At 36.7% G+C, this 19,855-nt stretch carries 23 protein-coding genes; 22 read left to right on the top strand and 1 reads right to left on the bottom strand.

The annotated features are described in order from the left end of the window. From IQI_RS04045 to IQI_RS03990, 12 genes are all read left to right on the top strand, one after another. Nucleotides 1–1,104, top strand: coding sequence for a prephenate dehydrogenase (locus tag IQI_RS04045; RefSeq protein WP_064091032.1), 1,104 nt, complete (start codon nucleotides 1–3; stop codon nucleotides 1,102–1,104). 12 nt (nucleotides 1,105–1,116) lie between these two features. Continuing rightward, a complete protein-coding gene (aroA, locus tag IQI_RS04040; protein ID WP_064091033.1) occupies nucleotides 1,117–2,409 on the top strand; it encodes a 3-phosphoshikimate 1-carboxyvinyltransferase in 1,293 nt (430 codons plus the stop codon). A gap of 106 nt (nucleotides 2,410–2,515) precedes the next feature. Beyond that, nucleotides 2,516–3,415 carry a hypothetical protein gene (locus tag IQI_RS04035; RefSeq protein ID WP_064091034.1) on the top strand — a complete coding sequence of 300 codons (900 nt, stop codon included), beginning with the start codon at nucleotides 2,516–2,518 and terminating at the stop codon, nucleotides 3,413–3,415. Nucleotides 3,416–3,445: 30 nt separating this feature from the next. After that, on the top strand, nucleotides 3,446–4,705 hold the full coding sequence (locus IQI_RS04030) for a tetratricopeptide repeat protein (RefSeq protein ID WP_064091035.1): 1,260 nt from the start codon (nucleotides 3,446–3,448) through the stop codon (nucleotides 4,703–4,705). A gap of 107 nt (nucleotides 4,706–4,812) precedes the next feature. Further along, complete coding sequence (locus tag IQI_RS04025; RefSeq protein ID WP_064091432.1) at nucleotides 4,813–5,352, top strand: ReoY family proteolytic degradation factor; 540 nt, start codon at nucleotides 4,813–4,815, stop codon at nucleotides 5,350–5,352. Between the two features lie 321 nt (nucleotides 5,353–5,673). Further along, a complete protein-coding gene (locus IQI_RS04020; RefSeq protein WP_064091037.1) occupies nucleotides 5,674–6,138 on the top strand; it encodes a YpiF family protein in 465 nt (154 codons plus the stop codon). A gap of 140 nt (nucleotides 6,139–6,278) precedes the next feature. Further along, entirely contained in the window at nucleotides 6,279–6,788 is a 510-nt protein-coding gene (locus tag IQI_RS04015; RefSeq protein ID WP_064091038.1) for a QcrA and Rieske domain-containing protein, read from the top strand. Between the two features lie 13 nt (nucleotides 6,789–6,801). Then, entirely contained in the window at nucleotides 6,802–7,476 is a 675-nt protein-coding gene (gene qcrB, locus IQI_RS04010; protein ID WP_064091039.1) for a menaquinol-cytochrome c reductase cytochrome b subunit, read from the top strand. A 41-nt stretch (nucleotides 7,477–7,517) separates the two neighbouring features. Then, nucleotides 7,518–8,294 carry a menaquinol-cytochrome c reductase cytochrome b/c subunit gene (locus IQI_RS04005; protein WP_064091040.1) on the top strand — a complete coding sequence of 259 codons (777 nt, stop codon included), beginning with the start codon at nucleotides 7,518–7,520 and terminating at the stop codon, nucleotides 8,292–8,294. 82 nt (nucleotides 8,295–8,376) lie between these two features. After that, a complete protein-coding gene (lhaT, locus tag IQI_RS04000) occupies nucleotides 8,377–8,970 on the top strand; it encodes a lipoprotein heptaprenylglyceryl N-acetyltransferase LhaT (protein ID WP_064091431.1) in 594 nt (197 codons plus the stop codon). A 68-nt stretch (nucleotides 8,971–9,038) separates the two neighbouring features. Further along, nucleotides 9,039–9,833 (top strand): sporulation protein YpjB, encoded by a 795-nt coding sequence (gene ypjB / locus IQI_RS03995; protein WP_064091041.1) that lies wholly within the window; start codon nucleotides 9,039–9,041, stop codon nucleotides 9,831–9,833. 59 nt (nucleotides 9,834–9,892) lie between these two features. Beyond that, nucleotides 9,893–10,573: a zinc metallopeptidase gene (locus IQI_RS03990; protein ID WP_064091042.1), complete on the top strand. Its 681-nt coding sequence runs from the start codon at nucleotides 9,893–9,895 to the stop codon at nucleotides 10,571–10,573. An 83-nt stretch (nucleotides 10,574–10,656) separates the two neighbouring features. Here IQI_RS03990 and IQI_RS03985 read toward each other — a convergent pair whose 3' ends face one another. Continuing rightward, nucleotides 10,657–11,526 (bottom strand): YitT family protein, encoded by an 870-nt coding sequence (locus IQI_RS03985; RefSeq protein ID WP_064091043.1) that lies wholly within the window; start codon nucleotides 11,524–11,526, stop codon nucleotides 10,657–10,659. 172 nt (nucleotides 11,527–11,698) lie between these two features. Between IQI_RS03985 and IQI_RS03980 the strand changes: the two genes are divergently transcribed. From IQI_RS03980 to panD, 10 genes are all read left to right on the top strand, one after another. Further along, the gene (locus tag IQI_RS03980) at nucleotides 11,699–12,037 is read left to right on the top strand and encodes a nucleotide pyrophosphohydrolase (protein ID WP_064091044.1); all 339 of its coding nucleotides are present in this window, start codon (nucleotides 11,699–11,701) and stop codon (nucleotides 12,035–12,037) included. A gap of 1 nt (nucleotide 12,038) precedes the next feature. Further along, the gene (gene dapB / locus IQI_RS03975; protein WP_064091045.1) at nucleotides 12,039–12,809 is read left to right on the top strand and encodes a 4-hydroxy-tetrahydrodipicolinate reductase; all 771 of its coding nucleotides are present in this window, start codon (nucleotides 12,039–12,041) and stop codon (nucleotides 12,807–12,809) included. Nucleotides 12,810–12,821: 12 nt separating this feature from the next. Further along, a complete protein-coding gene (gene mgsA / locus IQI_RS03970; protein ID WP_064091046.1) occupies nucleotides 12,822–13,229 on the top strand; it encodes a methylglyoxal synthase in 408 nt (135 codons plus the stop codon). Nucleotides 13,230–13,231: 2 nt separating this feature from the next. After that, complete coding sequence (gene bshB1, locus IQI_RS03965; RefSeq protein ID WP_064091047.1) at nucleotides 13,232–13,936, top strand: bacillithiol biosynthesis deacetylase BshB1; 705 nt, start codon at nucleotides 13,232–13,234, stop codon at nucleotides 13,934–13,936. 2 nt (nucleotides 13,937–13,938) lie between these two features. Further along, on the top strand, nucleotides 13,939–15,060 hold the full coding sequence (bshA, locus tag IQI_RS03960; RefSeq protein WP_064091048.1) for an N-acetyl-alpha-D-glucosaminyl L-malate synthase BshA: 1,122 nt from the start codon (nucleotides 13,939–13,941) through the stop codon (nucleotides 15,058–15,060). 57 nt (nucleotides 15,061–15,117) lie between these two features. After that, nucleotides 15,118–16,314: a CCA tRNA nucleotidyltransferase gene (locus tag IQI_RS03955; RefSeq protein ID WP_064091049.1), complete on the top strand. Its 1,197-nt coding sequence runs from the start codon at nucleotides 15,118–15,120 to the stop codon at nucleotides 16,312–16,314. Continuing rightward, nucleotides 16,299–17,282, top strand: a complete 984-nt coding sequence (locus tag IQI_RS03950; RefSeq protein WP_064091050.1) for a biotin--[acetyl-CoA-carboxylase] ligase — start codon at nucleotides 16,299–16,301, stop codon at nucleotides 17,280–17,282. Before IQI_RS03955 ends, IQI_RS03950 begins: the two co-directional genes overlap by 16 nt. A gap of 291 nt (nucleotides 17,283–17,573) precedes the next feature. Then, nucleotides 17,574–18,413 carry a 3-methyl-2-oxobutanoate hydroxymethyltransferase gene (gene panB, locus IQI_RS03945; RefSeq protein WP_064091051.1) on the top strand — a complete coding sequence of 280 codons (840 nt, stop codon included), beginning with the start codon at nucleotides 17,574–17,576 and terminating at the stop codon, nucleotides 18,411–18,413. After that, nucleotides 18,410–19,279, top strand: a complete 870-nt coding sequence (panC, locus tag IQI_RS03940; protein WP_064091052.1) for a pantoate--beta-alanine ligase — start codon at nucleotides 18,410–18,412, stop codon at nucleotides 19,277–19,279. Before panB ends, panC begins: the two co-directional genes overlap by 4 nt. Continuing rightward, complete coding sequence (panD, locus tag IQI_RS03935) at nucleotides 19,272–19,655, top strand: aspartate 1-decarboxylase (protein ID WP_064091053.1); 384 nt, start codon at nucleotides 19,272–19,274, stop codon at nucleotides 19,653–19,655. Before panC ends, panD begins: the two co-directional genes overlap by 8 nt. Nucleotides 19,656–19,855 lie beyond the last annotated feature (200 nt).

Below are 19,855 nucleotides of genomic sequence, written 5' to 3'. Positions count from 1 at the left end.
ATGGAAGGAACTGTTTTAGTAGTCGGCATGGGGTTAATAGGAGGATCATTAGCTCTTTGTATAAAAGGTGAACACCCAAACTCGAAAATCATCGGGCATGACATCAATCATAAAGAATTAAGGTTAGCGAAAACAATGGGTGTTATTGATGAAATGTCCATCTCATTACAGCATGCAGCAGAACAAGCTGATCTTATCATTATTTCAACACCCGTTTTTCAAACGGAAAATATAGTAAAACAGCTTCAAGGGTTTACTCTTAAAAAAGATGCAATCATTACAGACACAGGAAGCACAAAGGAACAAATCATGAATGCATCCAGCATTTTAACCGAAAAGGGTCTATTTTTTATTGGTGGGCATCCTATGGCCGGTTCTCATAAGAGTGGAGTGACAGCTAGTAAACAAATTCTTTTTGAGAATGCATTTTATTTATTAACACCTAGTAATAACGCAAGCGAAGAAAACGTTAATGCTCTTATGAATTGGTTAAAGGGAACAAAGGCTAAATTCATATTGGTAGATCCACGAGAGCATGATGAAATAACAGGAACCATCAGTCACTTCCCACATATCATAGCAGCTTCTCTTGTACATCAAGCTAAGGAGTCTTCCGAAGAACACCCGTATATTCGAAGGCTTGCAGCTGGAGGATTTCGTGATATTACACGAATTGCATCCTCAAATCCAACCATGTGGAAAGACATCACAATCCAAAATCGCTCTGTCCTATTAAACATTTTAGGGCAATGGAAAGTTGAAATGGAAAAAGTAATTTCAATGATCGAAGACAACAATACACATAAAATATTTGAATATTTTAGTGAAGCAAAGCGTTTTCGAGATGACCTTCCTATATTATCTAAAGGTGCGATTCCGTCTTTTTATGATTTATTTGTTGATGTTCCTGATTATCCTGGTGTTATTTCGGAAGTTACTGCTTACCTTGCGCAAGAAAAAATAAGCTTGACCAATATTAGAATTTTAGAAACAAGAGAAGATCTATATGGAGTTCTTGTCATTAGTTTTCAAACATTTGAGGATAGAGAACAAGCGATAGAGTGCTTGAAGACAAATACAAATTATGAATTATTCTTAGGGTAGAGGGTGAAAAGGATGGCAGATAGAAGATTAGCAAAGCCTAAAAACGGGCTCAATGGCGAATTACATGTCCCTGGTGATAAATCGATTTCCCACCGTGCAGTGATGTTCGGTTCCATTGCAGAAGGAAAGACAACGATACATAATTTCCTAATGGGGGAAGATTGTCTAAGTACAATTTCATGTTTTCGAAAGTTGGGGGTCGACATTTCTCTAATGGAAGATGAAGTTATTATTAACGGGAAAGGCTGGAGTGGTCTAATAGAGCCGAAGGAAATACTTGATGTGGGGAATTCCGGAACAACAACGCGTTTGATCATGGGTATTTTAGCAGGCAGACCCTTTCATTCGGTTCTGATTGGAGATGAATCCATAGCCCGTCGTCCTATGAAAAGAGTGACGGATCCTTTAAAGCTATTTGGAACTCATATCGACGGACGTAATGGAGGGGACTTTACTCCGTTAACTATACGTGGGGGAAGTCTAAAAGGAATACAGTACGAGCTTCCAATAGCGAGTGCACAGGTGAAATCTGCCATTGTTTTAGCGGGATTACAGGCTGAGGGGCGTACAGAAATTATTGAGCCTCAAAAAACAAGAAACCATACAGAGAAAATGATCGTTGAGTTTGGTGGAAGTGTTGAGAGAGAAGAGAAGACGATAAAAGTATTAGGCGGTCAAAGTCTAAAGGGAACGGAAGTGTTTGTTCCTGGAGATATTTCTTCGGCAGCATTTTTTATGGTTGCAGCAGCCATCGTACCAGGCAGCAATGTAATTCTTAAAAACGTAGGATTAAATGAAACAAGAATAGGGATCATTGAAGTTTTGGAGAAAATGGGAGCAACGATTGAAGTATTGGAACATTCGAAACAAGGTGAACCAATAGGTGACATTCACATAGTGACCTCTGAGTTAAAAGGAATTGAAATTGCAGGTGACCTTATTCCTTCGCTAATCGATGAAATTCCGGTTATTGCTCTACTTGCCACTCAAGCAATTGGAACAACAACCATTAAAAACGCAGAGGAATTAAAGGTGAAAGAAACAAACCGGATTGATGCTATCGTAGCTGAATTAAAAAAACTGGGTGCTTCCATTAGAGCGACCGACGACGGAATGATCATTGAAGGGAAAACTTCCTTAAACGGAGGTAATGTTCATTCATGGGGAGATCATCGAATTGGTATGACACTCGCTATTGCATCTTTAATTACAAAAACAGATGTGTATTTAGAAAATGCCGAAGCAATAAACATCTCATATCCTCAGTTCTTTAAAGATCTTGAACAGCTTTTAATTAGCAAGTAATACATTATCATTAAAACGGGAGGTGTATTCACCTCCCGTTTTAATGATTTCCAGTCATTTATACTGTCCTTCCTTCATAGCTTGTCTATAAAGGAAGGTGATTAAAGTGAATGCGTTTGTGATAGATAAAGCAAATTTGGTTAAAGATTCTAAAATTGTACAATCATCTATTTTAATTGAAAACAATAAGATCTCTGCTATGAAGGACAGCTTTACCTATTATGCTTTTATGAAAATGAGAGTAGACCCATTTATTATGACTCCTGTTCATGTAATGTGTGATTTGGAGTTACCTCTTAAGCAAGAGTTTTCGTCCTTAAAAAATTATTTTATAAATGAGTTTATTTCAAAAGGTTGTACAACCATTCTCACCTCTTTTTCACTTCAATATGAATACCAGTTTCTTGAGAAGCTTAAAGAAAAACGAACCTCTTTGCTAAATAGTCCCCTTGATTACACATTAGGTATTTCTGTACCAGCTGACCTTATCACTCAAAACACGGTAAAACTTTGTAAAGATCATAAAATACCAATTATCTGGGTAGCATTAGATAACATAGAACAATTGAAAAAAATAAAATGGGGATGGATTAAAGGACTTTTGTATAATTACCCCATTACTTTTGTCCCCTTTTTTACGACAAATATAGACAAAAAACTAAAAATGAAGCATCTTAAAATATGGCAAAAAATGATGAAAAACGAGAGGATTCAACATTTTTCGGATGAAATCCAACAAAAGACTCCACTTCCTATGGAACAATTGAAAAAAATTGGGATATATCCTCATAGAGGAAATTTTATCGTAGGTGGAGAAATAAGTTATAACCTCTATATGAGGAAAGAAAACTCATCTAATGAAGAGCACTCTACGTTTAAATATGAAGATCATGTGCTAAAATGTACCATGAATAAAGGAAAATGTTTTTATTCATTCAATCAAGGATATTTTTATCCTGGAGTCGGGGAAGAAATAATCATCCATACTCCTGGATATTTTATTTAATATTATGCGAAGGAAAGAAAGGAATTGTATATGTCATACGGTGAACAAATGATCACTTCTTTAGAAGAAGGGAACTTAGAAGAAGCAAAAAAGCAATATGAACAGGTATTAAAGTTTGGATCCCATGAAGATAAATTCAGTTTAGCTGAAGAATTACATCAACTTGGCTTTCTTGAAGAAGCAAAAGAATTATATGAAAACCTACTTCAATACTATCCTGGCGAAGGGGAGTTGTTGGTTGAAGTGGCAGAAGTATTAGTAGAAATGGATCAAGAGGAAGAAGCGATTAACAATCTTGCTCTCATAGAGGAAGATGACCCTACTTACCCCAGAGCTTTATTACTATTAGCCGACTTGTATCAAATGCAAGGGTTATTTGAAGTTAGCGAACAAAAATTGATACAAGCCAAAAAAATCTTACCAGAAGAACCCGTTATTGATTTTGGTTTAGGTGAATTATATGCGGAAACGGGCAGGTTTTTAGAAGCTATCAGACATTATGACACCCTAATTAAAAACGGAATAACTGAATTAGGTGGGACAAATGTCCATCAAAGACTCGCAGAAGCATATAGTGTAGGGGGAGCCTTTGAAGAGGCGTTAACACATTATGAAAAAGCTCTCGAAAAAAACTTAGAAATTAATACCCTTTTTGGCTATGCATTTACTGCTTTTCAAGCAGGGTTTTATGAAAAGGCAATTGAAAAATTTGTTTCTGTTAAAGAGCTGGATCCAGAATATCACTCAGTTTATTTGCTGTTAGCAAAATCTTATGAGCATGATGAACAATTACAAGAAAGCCTTGAAACTATTCAAGAAGGGGTAAAACAGGACGAGTTTAACAAGGAATTGAACCTCTTTGGAGGGAAAATTTCTTTAAAGCTTGGTTTAGAAGAGGAAGCAGAGAAGTTTCTAAGGGAGGCTTTAGCTCTAGATCCAGGATATGTTGAGGCGGCCTTACTTATTAATAAATTATTTTTTACGCAAGATCGATACGAAGATGTGTTAGAAATTGCTCAGATGCTTACTGTTGAAGGGGAAGAGGAACCTCAAGTGAATTGGGACCTGGCAAAAGCTTATGAGGGTCTTGAAGAATATAATTATGCATTAAAACAATACCGTATTGCATATAATTACTTTAAGAATCAGCAACAGTTTTTAATAGAATACGGTCAATTTTTAGTAGAGGAAGGACTTAGAGGTGAAGCGATCGAAGTTTATAAACATCTCATTAAAATGGATCCTTCAAATGATGAATGGCAAGAGCTAATTGAAAGATTACAAGACTAATCGATTTTTTGTTTGAGCGAAAAGGATAGTAAATAATTATTCAATCTAATGGGTTTGTCATTGGAATAAAGTTAAATCAAATAGGATTTCGCAGAGGAGGGAAAACCATGACCACCCCTGTATCTGTCAACGAGAAGAAAGAATTTATACGCTGGTTTTTAAACCGATATCAGTTAAAGAGAAGAGAATGTGTCTGGATATTAAATTACTTGATGAGCCATGATCAATTGATGAAAAAGGTTCATTTTGTTGAAGAGTCCCAATACTGTCCAAGAGGCTTAGTCATGTCGACTCATTGTGTTGAGGATGTACCGTTTCGTTTTTATAAAGAAAATATTATGACAACGGATGCAGAGAAATCATTCCATGATATTCGATTAAATAAAGATGAAGATATCTACATTCAATTAAATTTTAGTAAAGCGAATTCAAGTTATCAATTTGCAGCAGTTCTTGAAGAAAATCCGTTTATGCCGAAATATCTGTTAATAAATGAAAAAGACAGAATTGTGGCTGAGCAATTTTTACGACAAAGTCTACAAACATTTCAGAAAGACCGTATTTTGAAAGCTATTGATGATGCCCTTGATTCGGGTGATAAAAAAACCTTTAAAAAATTAACCAAACAATTGAATAGTTTAAAATAAATTCAAGTGAAGAGATAAAAAAGTCTCTTCGCTTTTTTTTGAATTCTTTTATTCTTGAGACCTAGTTATACTTTGATCTCCTGGGTAGCCTGCAATTGGGTGTCGCATGATACGATTCCCAATTATCCAATTGACCCATAACAAAAACCATGATTTATTGTTCAATCGTAGGTACCGAGAATTTATTTAAAAAACATACGTCAACATACAAAATTAGGACAGGGGTATACTACAAATTAAGGAATATAACTTTTAATCCTAAGCAGGAAAGTGATAAGATGGATGGAAAGGAATGCTAGAATAACAAAGTGAGGGTTTTAAATGAATTGGAATGTTAAAGACATAGAGGTTTTTGAATCAGAAAAAGCTTACATAGATACAGCCGTAATACCAGTTGTCCCTATTGACTTTGGAAACAATATTAGAATTTCAGGTGCACAGTCTGAATTTATTTCCTTACTAACCTTTCACCTTGAAAGACAATTCAAAGGAAGAATGATGATTGTACCTCCATATTCTTATTTGATGTCAGTATCTAGAGAATCAGAGGTTGAAGAATTATCTAGATGGGAGAAAGAATTGAAAGAAAGTGGTGTAAAACATACCTTCTTTCTAACAGCAGATAGTGAGTGGAAAAAGGTAGAGAACCAACTTGAAGAAAGCTTGATTTGGGTACCTTCAATTCCATTGGAACACTTGGACGAAAACTATAAGCATTCAATCATGGAAGACCAGGTAAAACAGCTTTTAAATGTGATTGTTCAAAAATGGCAAAAAAATTCATAAAAACTTCACATTGTGTCCATCATTTAGATTATAGAGTTATTGACCTTGATTAAAGTTTAATATATCATAGTTATGTCCTAGTTTTATATTTGTGCGAAATATGTCCGATGGACTTACCTTACGATAGAGGGGGGAAAAGGATGAGCAAACATCGTGTATCCAGACGTCAATTCCTTAACTATACACTTACGGGTGTAGGCGGTTTCATGGCAGCAGGAATGCTAATGCCAATGGTTCGATTCGCTGTCGATCCAGTTTTGAAAACGGAAGCAGCTGGAGATTTTAAAGCAACTAAGCAAAAAATCTCTGAACTAAAAAATGAACCAGTTCGTGTCGATTTTTCTTATGAACAAAAAGATGCGTGGTACACATCAGAAGTAACACAAACTGCTTGGGTATACAAGAATGAAGAAGGGAACATTGTTGCGCTTTCACCAGTATGTAAACATCTTGGATGTACAGTAAACTGGGCGGGAGACAAAAATAACCCAGATAAGTTCTATTGCCCTTGTCATGGTGGATTGTATAAGAAAAACGGTAAAAACATACCGGGAACTCCACCGACAGCACCGTTGGATACTTATCCAACAAAAGAAAAAGATGGTATTTTATACCTTGGACAACCTGAACCAAATAAATATGTTAAGTAAGGGGGCGTAATCTGTGCTGAACAAGATCTATGATTGGGTTGACGAGCGTTTAGACATTACGCCTTTGTGGCGCGACATAGCGGATCACGAAGTACCTGAACATGTAAACCCGGCGCATCATTTCTCAGCGTTTGTCTACTGTTTTGGTGGTTTAACTTTCTTCGTAACCGTTATTCAAATTTTATCTGGTATGTTCTTGACAATGTACTATGTTCCAGATATTAAAAACGCTTGGGAATCTGTGTATTATTTACAAAATGAAGTAGCATTTGGACAAATTGTCCGTGGGATGCATCACTGGGGGGCTAGTTTAGTTATCGTAATGATGTTTTTACATACACTACGTGTATTCTTCCAAGGTGCATACAAAAAACCTCGTGAATTAAACTGGGTTGTAGGAGTACTTATTTTCTTCGTTATGTTAGGGCTTGGTTTCACTGGTTATCTATTACCATGGGATATGAAAGCGTTATTCGCAACGAAGGTAGGTCTTGAAATTGCGGGTGCGACTCCATTTATTGGAGATCAAGTGAAGATGTTGTTAGCTGGAGATGCTACAATCGTTGGTGCACAAACATTAACTCGTTTCTTCGCTATTCATGTATTCTTCTTACCTGCTGCATTACTTGGATTAATGGGAGCTCACTTCTTGATGATCCGTAAGCAAGGTATTTCTGGACCACTATAAGATACGATTGAATTTAACCTAATTAAAAGGAGGGGGACACTATGCATCGAGGAAAAGGGATGAAGTTTGTAGGGGACTCACGAGTTCCGGCAGACAGAAAGCCGAATATACCTAAGGATTATTCGGAGTTCCCTGGTAAAACAGAAGCCTTCTGGCCAAACTTCTTATTAAAAGAGTGGTTAGTTGGAGCTGTTTTCCTAATCGGTTATTTATGCTTAACGGTTGCACATCCGTCTCCGTTAGAGCGTATCGCCGATCCAACAGATACTGGATATATTCCATTGCCTGACTGGTATTTCTTATTCTTATACCAATTACTTAAGTACACATATGCATCTGGACCTTACAACGTTATTGGAGCATTTATCATTCCTGGAATTGCTTTTGGAGCACTTCTTCTGGCTCCATTTATTGATAGAGGACCTGAACGTCGTCCTACTAAACGTCCATTTGCAACAGGATTTATGTTACTTGCACTTGCAGCTACATACTTCCTGACTTGGGAATCTGTTGCGACTCATGACTGGGAAGCAGCTAAAGAACAAGGGAAAATTGTTGCTGAAGCAGAAATTGATAAAGAATCTGAAGGATATAAAATCTATTCAGATGAAAAGAATAGCTGTATTACTTGTCACGGTGAAAACATGACAGGGGGAGCTGCAGCTCCATCATTAGTTGGAACTGGGTTAGAACCAGATGCAATTAAAGATATTGCTAAAAATGGTAAACCACCAGGTATGCCTTCTGGTTTATTCAAAGGGACAGATGAAGAGTTAGATAAACTAGCTGAATTTATCTCTGGTTTAAAAGCAGAATAACAGTTAAAAAAGAGCCGGCTAAAGTTGGCTCTTTTTTTCTACAAAAAATGTATTTATATTCTTTTTAGAGAGGATTAGAAAAATGCACTGGGTTTTTCCTGTTTTAAAATATAAACCATTTTTATGGCTCTTACTTTTCGTGAATTTGCTCGGTACTATTTACGGGTATATCTGGTATCTTCCTCAACTAAGAAATACTCCTTCACAATTTTTAATCTTTGTTCCTGACAGCCCAACTGCTAGTCTATTTTTTTGCTTTGTATTAATTGCCTTTCTATTGAACCGGAATTGGCCTATTTTTGAAGTTTTGGCTATTATCACTTTATTTAAATATGGAGTTTGGGCCGTTGTCATGAATTTGTTAACATTATGGGTATCGGGTGATCTCCCGTGGGAAGGGTATATGTTAATGGTGTCTCATGGTGCTATGGCTGTACAAGGAATATTATATTCCTCTTATTACAAGGTTAAGATGTGGCATCTAGTAGTGGGGGCTGTTTGGACAATCCATAATGACATTATTGACTATGTTTATATGCAGTTTCCAGTTTACTCCAGGCTATATGAGTACATACAGAATATAGGATACTTTACCTTTTGGCTCAGTCTTATATCAATTGCAATCGCATACTTTTATACTCAAAAAACGACTAGAAAGCAAATTTCATTATCGTAGTAAATAATTTTGGTCTACTCTTGTCCAACTACTCATAAACTTTATTAGTAGTTTTAGGGGGGACAAGTATGAAATTAGTACGCTTTTTTGTAACAATAATATTTTTTTTATTATTCTTAATGCCTCAACCATTATTTGCAGCAGAGTCGTCGTCTCCATTAAACAAGCTTGATGAAATGGCTGAATTAACATTACAAATGACGAAAGCAGGTAGATTTGAAGAAGCTAAAATGCTTTTAAACGATTTTTCCAATGAATTTACTACCGTAAACGCACAACAATCCTTTTCAATGGATGAACTTAGGATTCTTACGATCTCACACAATCTTGCCTTAGAGAGTATCAATAACTCGACTGGTGATCTAGAGCAGAAGGTGAATGCAGTAACGAAGTTTCGTCTCGTCATGGATGCTTTGTATAGTCAATACCAACCATTGTGGGTGGAGATGGAAGATCCTTTAATGGAAGCTTATAGTGGCGTAAAGCTGGCTGTTGAAGAAGGGAATGTAGAAAAATACCATACAACACTAAATGTGTTTTTATCAAAATATAATATAATTGAGCCAAGTATAAAACTTGACGTTCCTGTGGAAAGAGCTCAAGCGTTAGATGCCAGAATTTCTTACTTGGATCATTATCGTCAAAAAGTTTTAGAAAGCACGGAAGCTATGGCAGAACTATCTTCCTTAGAAACTGATTTGGAGAAGCTGTTTAATAATATGACAGAGGATGAAGCTGATCCATCTCTTTGGTGGGTGATCATATCCACTGGAAGTATCATTGTATCTACATTATCTTATGTAGGTTGGAGAAAGTATAAAGGAGAAAGTGAAGCGAAGAAGTCCGAACGTCAAAAAAATTGACAGAACATTTATATCACTATAAAATTTAGGTATCTAAACATCTGGAGGTTATTGTGATAATGGCAGGATTTTTAATTTACTTTTTACTCATTGCTCTTATTCCTATTGGAGCTCAAATGCGTGTAAAGAGTACCTTTAAGAAATACTCGAAAGTTGCCACCACATCCGGTATGACTGGAAGAGAAATGGCTAGAAGAATATTAGACGAAAACGGTTTACACAATGTTAAGGTAGTAGAAGGAAGAGGATTTCTAAGTGACCACTATAATCCAATAACAAAAACGGTTGCTCTGTCACCTGACAACTATCACGGACACTCAGTAGCAGGAGCAGCGGTTGCTGCCCACGAAGTCGGACACGCAATCCAAGATGCTGAGAGTTATGCCTTTCTTCGATTCCGTCACGCATTAGTTCCCGTAGCGAATATTGGTTCAAATATGTCGTGGGTTTTCTTATTGATTGGAATGTTTACTCAATTAACGGGTATGTTCCTATTAGGTATAATTTTAATGGCAGCTGGAGTCGTATTCCAGTTAATTACCCTCCCTGTTGAGTTTAATGCTTCTTCAAGAGCGATGAATCAAATTGTATCACTGGGATTGATTCGTAACGAAGAAGAAAGACATGCTCGCAAAGTGTTAAATGCCGCAGCGATGACGTATGTAGCTGCTGCAGCCGTTGCAGTAATTGAATTACTACGATTAGTATTAATCTTTACTGGTATGAATGGTGACGATTAATGAATTAAACAAAAAAGCTAGACTACAATAAGTAGTCTAGCTTTTTTTATGCTGACCAAATCTTACCGGTCGGTACCGCTTTTCTAGTCGTGCAATGGTTTTTTGTTTGCGTCTAGTGTGAATCCTTCACCTAATACATCGTGGACAACAGTGACAGAAACGAATGCATGTGGGTCAACTGAAGTGATGATGTTTTTTAGGCGTACAATCTCATTTTTCCCCACTACACAATACAGAACTTCACGATTTTGTTTAGTAAAGGATCCGTGTCCTCTTAATACAGTGACGCCACGGTCCATTTTTTCATTGATTCTCTGAGCAATATCTTCATGATATTCAGAGATGATCATGGCTCCTCTTGCAGAATAAGCACCTTCCTGCATGAAATCAATGACTCTTGCACCTACAAACACTGCAACCAAAGTATACATGGCTTCGCGATATTGAAGGTATGTTATTAGGGAGGCAGTAATGACGATTGCATCAAACATGAACATGGTTTTTCCCATGCTCCAACCTATGTATTTGTGAGCCAGTCGAGCAAGTATATCGACTCCACCAGTTGTCCCGCCAAACCTGAAAATAATTCCGAGCCCAATGCCGATAAACACGCCAGCGAATAAAGCTGCAAGAAAAAGATCACCTTCGAGATTTATTTGCATCTGATATCGCTGGAAAATCCACAGAAACACTGATAGACCAACTGTACCTATGATAGTATAATAAAATGCTCTTTTTCCAAGTAACTTCCATCCGATGATAAATAAAGGAATATTTAGGACAAGATTTGAATAGGAAGGATCAATATGAAAAAGGAAATAAAGAATTAATGTAATACCTGTAAATCCACCTTCAGCTAGTTCATTTTGAATATTAAAATGTACTAAACCGAAAGCAAAAATGGCTGAACCCAGTAGAATGAAAAATATATTTTTTAATCTTAATTCTACCATCTTTTAACCCCTCCTTTTTGTTGAATTACCTTGTTGTCAGAGACATTATATAAGAAGAAAGGGAAACTAGCAATCTAAGGTGAAGAATACCTCGTAGGATTGAACGTAATATTTGTAAAAGTGGATAGATTTAGCTAACATGATAGAAGATAATGATGGAGTGTGACTTCTTATGAATAATGATAAAACAATGAAGCAATTGCAGGCTGAAGTCGATCAATACATAGGACAATTTAAAGAAGGCTATTTTAGCCCACTGGCGATGATGGCAAGATTAACGGAAGAGTTAGGTGAACTTGCAAGAGAAGTGAACCATTACTATGGGGAAAAACCTAAAAAAAGTACAGAAAAAGAGAAAACGATAGAGGAAGAGCTAGGTGATGTTTTGTTTGTAGTGATTTGCTTAGCGAATTCTTTAGATATAAGCTTAGAAGAAGCCCATAATCGAGTGATGAATAAATTTAATACTAGAGATAAAGATCGATGGACTAGAATAGAAAGAGGAGAATAAAATGAAGAAAATCACTGTAACGATCGCAGGACCAAGAGGCAGAATGGGAAGAGAAGCAGTACAACTAGTAAAAGAAACAGATCATTTCTCATTAATCAGTGTAATTGATCATAAAAACGATGTGAATATGGATGTTCCTGTCTATACTGATATTGAACAATGTTTTAAAGACAAAGCTCCAGACGTTTTAATTGACTTAACCACCCCTGAGGTTGGATATTTACATACGAAAACTTCTTTAGAATATGGTGTGAGACCCGTTGTTGGAACAACAGGGTTTTCACATGATGAACTACAAGAGTTAAGAGAGTTGGCACAGTCAAAAAACTTAGGTTGCATTATTGCACCTAACTTTGCAATTGGTGCTGTTCTCATGATGAAATTCTCACAAATGGCTGCCAAGTATTTTAATGATGTAGAAATCATTGAGCTTCATCATGACCAAAAATTAGATGCACCATCGGGGACAGCAGTAAAAACAGCAGAAATGATAAAAGAAGTTCGTACAGAGAAGCAGCAAGGACATCCAAGTGAAAAAGAAACCCATGAAGGGGCAAGAGGAGCAAATATAGACGGAATGCACATTCATAGTGTGAGACTTCCAGGGTTGATTGCTCATCAACAAGTTATGTTTGGTGCTGAGGGTCAAACATTGACGATTAGACATGATTCTTTTAACAGAGGAAGTTTTATGTCAGGTGTTAAGGTATCTGTCGAAACGGTCATGAACCTAGAAACACTAGTTTATGGTTTAGAGAATATTTTAGATTAAAGGGTGATGGCCATGAATATTGCATTAATTGCTCACGATAAGAAAAAAGACGATTTAATTCGCTTTGCATTAGCCTATAAGCCAATTATTGAGAAACATTCATTATTTGCAACAGGAACTACTGGAAAACGAATCAGCGAAGAAGTGGGCTTGTCCATTCATCGTTTTCGTTCCGGTCCTTTAGGTGGAGACCAAGAAATTGGAGCATATATTGCAAATAATAAAATGGATTTAATTTTATTCTTTCGAGACCCATTAACAGCTCAGCCTCATGAACCTGATGTTACGGCACTTATTAGACTCTGTGATGTATACTCAGTACCTTTGGCTACGAATATGGGAACTGCTGAAGTATTGGTGAAAGGCTTAGCTCGAGGGGATATAGAATGGAGAAGTATTGTAAGAGGTAAGGAGGAGTAACCATGGAGCCAGAACATATTGACATACTTGCTTTTGGTGCTCATTCAGATGATGTTGAAATAGGTATGGGTGGTACAATAGCCAAATATGCATCAGAAGGAAAGAAAATTGTTATCTGTGACATTACCCAGGCTGAGTTATCGTCTAATGGGTCAGTTCCTTTAAGGAAAAAAGAAGCGAAGAAAGCAGCTCAATTATTAGGTGTATTGGAGCGAGAAACTCTGGACATTCCTGACAGAGGGATTTACATAACAGATGAGAATATTTTAAAAGTGGTATCGATAATTAGAAAATATAAACCTAAAGTGATTTTCGCTCCATTTGATCAGGATCGGCATCCAGATCATGGAAATGCTTCGAAATTGGTGAAAGAAGCTTTTTTTTCAGCTGGAATTAGAAAAGTTGAAGACAGAAGCTCTCACCATAAGGCAAAGAATCTTTATTTTTATATGATTAATGGGTTCCATAAACCTGATTTTGTTATTAATATTGAAAATCATATTCATACAAAACTCTTAAGCTTGCAAGCCTACGAAAGTCAATTCACCAAGGGGGAAGGCAATGTTTCCACCCCGTTAACGGAAGGGTATTTAGAGGCTGTTGAAGCAAGGGAAAGAATGATGGGAAAAGATGCAGGTATACACTATGCAGAAGGATTCTTCTCCTATAATACACTTATTCTTCATCAAGATTTGTTAGGAGATTAAAGATGAAATTGAAAATTGGAATTACATGCTATCCTACTGTAGGTGGATCTGGAGTAGTAGCAACAGAACTAGGTAAATTATTAGCAGAAAAAGGTCATGAAATACATTTTATTACATCAAGCATTCCATTTAGATTAAATAAAATGTACCACAATATTTATTTTCATCAGGTTGAAGTTAGTCAATATTCTGTATTTCAATATCCCCCTTATGATATTGCTCTTGCAAATAAAATGGCAGAGGTTATTGAAAGAGAGAATTTAGATATCCTGCACGTTCATTATGCAATTCCACATGCTGTATGTGCCATATTAGGAAAACAAATGGCAGGGAAGAATGTGAAGATTGTAACTACCCTACATGGTACTGATATTACGGTACTCGGTTACGACCCATCTTTAACAGGAGCAATTCGATTTGGTATTGAAAAATCTGATGTGGTTACAGCTGTATCTTCTGCGTTGGTAGAACAGACGCAAGAGCTTATACAGCCAGATAAAGAAATAAAAACGGTTTATAATTTTATTGACGAACGGGTATATCGTGCCGTTGACTCCCAACACTTAAAGAGTGAATATGGCATTACTCAAGAAGAAAAAGTCATTATTCATGTTTCAAATTTTCGCAGCGTAAAGAGGGTAACAGATGTAGTTGCTTCATTCCATATAATCCAAAAACAGCTTCCTTCTAAACTACTCCTTGTCGGAGATGGACCAGAAATGACGATTATCTGCAAACAGGTAAGAGATCTGGGGTTAGAAAATAAAGTATTGTTCCTAGGAAAGCAGGATAATCTTGAAGAATTGTATTCCTTAAGTGATATAAAGCTTTTAGTTTCAGAAAAAGAAAGCTTTGGTTTAGTAGCATTAGAAGCAATGGCTTGTGGAGTACCAAGCATTGGTACCAATGTTGGAGGGATTCCAGAGGTGATTGAAGACGGGGTTAATGGCTACATTTGTGAAGTAGGAAACGTAGAACAAATCGCTACAAAGGCCTTAACTCTTCTAAAAGACGAAACGTTACACAGAACTTTTTCTCAGAATGCTCTTGAAACGGCAAGAACTAAGTTTCATTCTAGTAAAATTTTAGAACAATACGAACAAGTATATCGAGGTTTATTCTAATTTTTAATGGAGATGTGATTTGAAACTCTTTATTAATGTAAGCAGGTGTGGTTAATAATGTTACCTAAAATGTTTCAACAGGCAATACCTGTTCTTGAAAAAATCGAACGGGCAGGGTATGAAGCATATTTTGTCGGAGGTTCTGTCAGAGATTATTACTTAAATAGACCGATTAATGATGTAGATATTGCAACCTCCGCACTCCCCGAGGAATTAAAAAAAATATTCAGGAAAACGGTTGATGTAGGAATCGAGCACGGGACGATACTGGTGATGGATCAAGATTCAGAATATGAAATTACCACCTTTCGCACAGAATCTACCTACAAGGATTTCAGAAGACCAGATAAGGTAGAGTTTATCCGCTCTTTAAATGGTGACCTGGAGCGTCGTGATTTCACAATGAATAGCATGGCTATGAACGTAAAAGGTATGATCATAGACCCGTATAACGGAAAAAGGGATATCGACGATAGAATCATTCGAACAGTAGGCCCTCCTAAGCAAAGGTTTTCAGAGGATGCATTAAGAATGATGAGGGGAATTCGGTTTGTCAGTCAATTAGGCTTTGCTCTTGAAGAGTCTACTTTAAAAGCTTTATCTGAAAATGTTCCACTCCTTTCTCATATTGCAACTGAAAGAAAAACAATGGAATTTGAAAAAATTCTTAGTGCACCCTTTAAGAAGGAAGCTGTTTCTTTGTTAATTCAGACAGGCATTTACAAAGAATTACCTGAATTAATTCGCTACCCTGAGGCATTGGAGTGTTTCACTGAAACTTCAAATATTCATCAATTGAATAAGGAACAAGCCTGGTTACTACTATTATCCTTTATGGCTGAAACGAATGTACAAGCCTTTTTGAAAAAATGGAGACTTCCATCAAAAATGATAAAAAATCGTAGCAAAGAAATTCAAATATTAAAACGCAGAGAGAGTTCTGGTTGGACCAAGAGTTTACTTTATAATGCCGGGTTAGAAGCTGCACTAAACGTTGAAAAAGTATATTGCTGTATTCACAACCTTACATTTTCTTCCTTAATTACCCTCGAAGAGAACTATGATCGATTACCGATAAAATCAAAGGGAGAGATTGCTGTAAGTGGGAAAGATTTAATGGAATGGGCTAAACAAAAGGAAGGTCCATGGATAAAGGAAGAATTAAATAGAATTGAATCAGCTATCATAAACGGAATCATAATCAATGAAAAAGAACCTATACGGAGGTGGCTTAAGGAATGCAATCAGCAATAAGAAAAAAGTTATTAGAAGCTTTCTCTCATTCGGAAGATGAATTCTTATCTGGACAATCATTAGCTGATATTGTAGGTTGTTCCAGAACAGCCATCTGGAAGCATATTGAAGAACTTCGAAAAGAAGGTTTTATTCTCGAAGCAGTTAGAAGAAAAGGCTATCGTATACTTGAAACACCTGATAGTGTAACTGAAAATAAAATTCGATTAGGGTTACAAACTAAAACATTAGGTCAAGTCATTCATTACGAGGAATCAGTTAAAAGCACCCAAAAAATTGCCCATGTTCTAGCAGGTGATGGAGCCCAAGAAGGGACTATGGTTATTGCGGATGAACAAACGGCTGGAAGAGGCAGGCTAATGAGGGAATGGCACTCTTCTAAGGGGACAGGTATATGGATGAGTCTCATATTAAAGCCTCTCCTGCCCCCTCAAAAAGCTCCTCAGTTCACTTTGATTACTGCAGTAGCTGTCGTTCAAGCCATAGAAGAGGTCTCAGATTTGCATCCACAAATAAAGTGGCCGAATGATATTCTCATAAACGGCAAAAAAGTAACAGGGATCTTAACTGAGTTGCAAGCGGAATCAGATAAAATAAATTCCATTATTATAGGCATCGGAATGAATGTGAATCATACACAAAAACATTTTCCTGATGAACTGCAGACCATTGCTACGTCATTGGCTATTGAACAAGGAAACCAGCTTTCTAGGTCAGAGTTAGTTCAGAATATTTTAGAACGAATGGAGGTCCTCTATGACCTCTATATGAAAGAAGGCTTCACTCCAATCAAGCTGTTGTGGGAAAGCTATGCTATAAGTATTGGAAAAAAAATAATTGCTAGGACGATAAATGGAAATATTGAAGGCAGGGCACTTGGAATTACTGATGAGGGTGTTTTAAAGATAGAAGACACTTCAGGTGTTGTCCATCAAATATATTCTGCTGATATTGAAGTGAATGTATAGTCTGGCTTTTTTTCTATAAGAGATGGAAGAAGAACTAAAACTCTTTCTTCCATCTCTTTTTTTATGGTATAATTTCAGTGGGCAGTATCCTAGGAACTGCACCTGTAAACTGAATGTTTGATAAAATTTAAAATTCTGCCTTGATCCAAATTGGACTGGGACAGAGGGTCGAAACAATGATTCTAAACACTTATGATCCTTCTGTCATTATTTCAGAAGGTTTTTTTATTGCATAAATGAAAGTGCTTTCATTCTGTTTCGTCACCTCTGACTGAAAAGAAGGAGGAACACATGAAACAAACAACAGATTTTCTTAAAATGAAGAAAAAGTCAGAAAAAATTTCAATGCTTACCGCTTATGATTTTCCGAGTGCGAAGTTGGCTGAAGAGGCTGAAGTGGACTTGATTTTAGTAGGTGACTCTTTAGGTATGGTCGTATTAGGTTATGATTCAACTGTACCAGTTACGGTAGACGATATGATTCACCATACTAAAGCAGTAAAAAGAGGAGCTCAACATACATTTATCGTCACAGATATGCCTTTTATGACCTATCATCTGTCTACGGATGAAACCTTAAAGACTGCTACGGAAATTCTCCAAAAAAGTGGAGCACATGCTGTAAAGGTAGAAGGTGCAGGCAAAGTGATTGATCGAATTCAATCATTAACAGCCGCAGGTATCCCTGTTATGGCACATTTAGGATTAACTCCCCAATCAGTAGGAGTTTTAGGTGGATATAAAGTTCAAGGGAAAACCGCTGAATCAGCAAAAAAGCTCCTTGATGATGCCAAAAAATGTGAAGAAGCAGGGGCATTTGCACTTGTATTAGAGTGTGTTCCCAAACAATTAGCCAAAGAGGTTTCTGAAGCCTTAACGATTCCGACAATCGGCATAGGTGCTGGAATAGACACGGATGGTCAGGTTTTAGTTTTTCACGATTTAGTAACTTACGGAGTGAACCGGGTTCCTAAGTTTGTAAAACAGTATAGCAATGTGTCTGAAACGATCTTAAGCAGTATCAAGAGTTATCACGAAGAAGTAAAACAAGGACAATTTCCCTCTGAAGAACACTCTTTTACAATGAGTGATGAAGAATTACAATCTCTATATGGTGGTATAGGTAAATGAAAATTGCAACAAAAATAGAAGATATACAAGAACAAATTACTCTGCTTAAGCAATCAAGTTCTTCAATCGGGTTTGTCCCTACTATGGGATATCTACACGAGGGGCATTTAACCCTCGTGTCAGAGGCAAGAAAGAATAATGAAGTAGTAGTCATGAGTATTTTTGTGAATCCATTACAATTTGGTCCGAATGAAGATTTTGATCGTTATCCACGTGATTATGAAAGAGACATAGAGTTAGCAAGAAACAATGGGGTAGACATACTTTTCTTACCTGAAACGGGTGAGATGTATAGCAGAGATCTATCTACTCGAATGAGTGTAATCGAGAGGGTAAATGTCCTTTGTGGTAGAAAGCGAGAAGGTCATTTTGATGGGGTAGTCACAGTACTAACGAAGCTTTTTCATCTTATTCAGCCAACAAGAGCTTATTTTGGATTGAAAGATGCCCAGCAGATAGCGGTTGTTGAAGGTTTAGTGAAAGACTATTTCTTTCCGGTTGAAATCATTCGAGTACCAACCGTCCGAGAAAAAGACGGACTAGCAAAAAGCTCCAGAAATGTATATTTATCAGAGAAAGAAAGAGTTGAAGCACCTGCCCTCCATCAAAGTCTATTAAAGGCAAAAAATAGTATACAAGCAGGGTTAAGGGATCCTCAACAGATTATCAGTATGGTCTCTGAAACAATAAACAATGAAACATCAGGGATCGTAGATTATGTGGAAATATATTCTTTTCCAGGTTTGAAGGAGTTAGACACCTTAGATGGGGAAATCATTATAGCTTTAGCTGTTCAATTTGAAAAAGCCAGATTAATCGATAATCAGATCATCACCGTTAATGCAAAGGAGAATAAGAATGTTTAGAACAATGATGAGTGGGAAAATTCATAGAGCAAGAGTGACGGAAGCAAATTTAGATTATGTAGGAAGTATTACGATCGATGAAGATATTTTAGAACAAGTAGGGATGATGGCAAACGAGAAGGTTCAAATCGTAAACAACAATAACGGTGCCCGTCTTGAAACCTATATTATCCCTGGAGAAAGAGGAAGTGGAGTAATTTGTCTAAACGGCGCAGCGGCAAGACTCGTTCAAAAAGGGGATGTCGTCATAATCATTTCATACAAACTTGTGGCTGAAGAATATGTTCATGATCATGTACCTAAAGTAGCAATCATGGATGAAAACAACCAGATTGTTGAAATGATTGGAACAGAACCTGAAGCGACTATTTATTAAACATATCCAATTTTTTATGTGGTTGAACACTGTCTCATTGACAGTGAAGGCAAGTGCGTAAATGAACAAAACTGATTAAATGAGCATACAAAAAAAGCGAGATGCAATTTCATGCGTCTTGCTTTTTTGATTGGCTGTTTTTCGTATGTTGTGTCTATTCATTTATTATTCAGTCAGAATAAAGAAGCACAGTGTAGGTT

Source organism: Rossellomorea aquimaris TF-12 (assembly GCF_001648555.1).
In the GTDB taxonomy this organism is placed as follows: Bacteria; Bacillota; Bacilli; order Bacillales; family Bacillaceae_B; genus Rossellomorea; species Rossellomorea aquimaris.
The sequence above is the reverse complement of the archived record's forward strand: the minus strand, read 5'-3'. Positions and strand labels throughout refer to the sequence as shown.

Excerpts from the sequence above, each read along its gene's own strand:
- IQI_RS04045 (WP_064091032.1), top strand. The coding sequence starts at position 1 with ATGGAAGGAACTGTTTTAGTAGTCGGCATGGGGTTAATAGGAGGATCA.
- aroA (WP_064091033.1), top strand. The coding sequence starts at position 1,117 with ATGGCAGATAGAAGATTAGCAAAGCCTAAAAACGGGCTCAATGGCGAA.
- IQI_RS04030 (WP_064091035.1), top strand. The coding sequence starts at position 3,446 with ATGTCATACGGTGAACAAATGATCACTTCTTTAGAAGAAGGGAACTTA.
- IQI_RS04025 (WP_064091432.1), top strand. The coding sequence starts at position 4,813 with ATGACCACCCCTGTATCTGTCAACGAGAAGAAAGAATTTATACGCTGG.
- IQI_RS04020 (WP_064091037.1), top strand. The coding sequence starts at position 5,674 with ATGAATTGGAATGTTAAAGACATAGAGGTTTTTGAATCAGAAAAAGCT.
- IQI_RS04015 (WP_064091038.1), top strand. The coding sequence starts at position 6,279 with ATGAGCAAACATCGTGTATCCAGACGTCAATTCCTTAACTATACACTT.
- IQI_RS04005 (WP_064091040.1), top strand. The coding sequence starts at position 7,518 with ATGCATCGAGGAAAAGGGATGAAGTTTGTAGGGGACTCACGAGTTCCG.
- lhaT (WP_064091431.1), top strand. The coding sequence starts at position 8,377 with ATGCACTGGGTTTTTCCTGTTTTAAAATATAAACCATTTTTATGGCTC.
- ypjB (WP_064091041.1), top strand. The coding sequence starts at position 9,039 with ATGAAATTAGTACGCTTTTTTGTAACAATAATATTTTTTTTATTATTC.
- IQI_RS03990 (WP_064091042.1), top strand. The coding sequence starts at position 9,893 with ATGGCAGGATTTTTAATTTACTTTTTACTCATTGCTCTTATTCCTATT.
- IQI_RS03985 (WP_064091043.1), bottom strand. The coding sequence starts at position 11,526 with ATGGTAGAATTAAGATTAAAAAATATATTTTTCATTCTACTGGGTTCA.
- IQI_RS03980 (WP_064091044.1), top strand. The coding sequence starts at position 11,699 with ATGAATAATGATAAAACAATGAAGCAATTGCAGGCTGAAGTCGATCAA.
- dapB (WP_064091045.1), top strand. The coding sequence starts at position 12,039 with ATGAAGAAAATCACTGTAACGATCGCAGGACCAAGAGGCAGAATGGGA.
- mgsA (WP_064091046.1), top strand. The coding sequence starts at position 12,822 with ATGAATATTGCATTAATTGCTCACGATAAGAAAAAAGACGATTTAATT.
- bshB1 (WP_064091047.1), top strand. The coding sequence starts at position 13,232 with ATGGAGCCAGAACATATTGACATACTTGCTTTTGGTGCTCATTCAGAT.
- bshA (WP_064091048.1), top strand. The coding sequence starts at position 13,939 with ATGAAATTGAAAATTGGAATTACATGCTATCCTACTGTAGGTGGATCT.
- IQI_RS03955 (WP_064091049.1), top strand. The coding sequence starts at position 15,118 with ATGTTACCTAAAATGTTTCAACAGGCAATACCTGTTCTTGAAAAAATC.
- IQI_RS03950 (WP_064091050.1), top strand. The coding sequence starts at position 16,299 with ATGCAATCAGCAATAAGAAAAAAGTTATTAGAAGCTTTCTCTCATTCG.
- panB (WP_064091051.1), top strand. The coding sequence starts at position 17,574 with ATGAAACAAACAACAGATTTTCTTAAAATGAAGAAAAAGTCAGAAAAA.
- panC (WP_064091052.1), top strand. The coding sequence starts at position 18,410 with ATGAAAATTGCAACAAAAATAGAAGATATACAAGAACAAATTACTCTG.
- panD (WP_064091053.1), top strand. The coding sequence starts at position 19,272 with ATGTTTAGAACAATGATGAGTGGGAAAATTCATAGAGCAAGAGTGACG.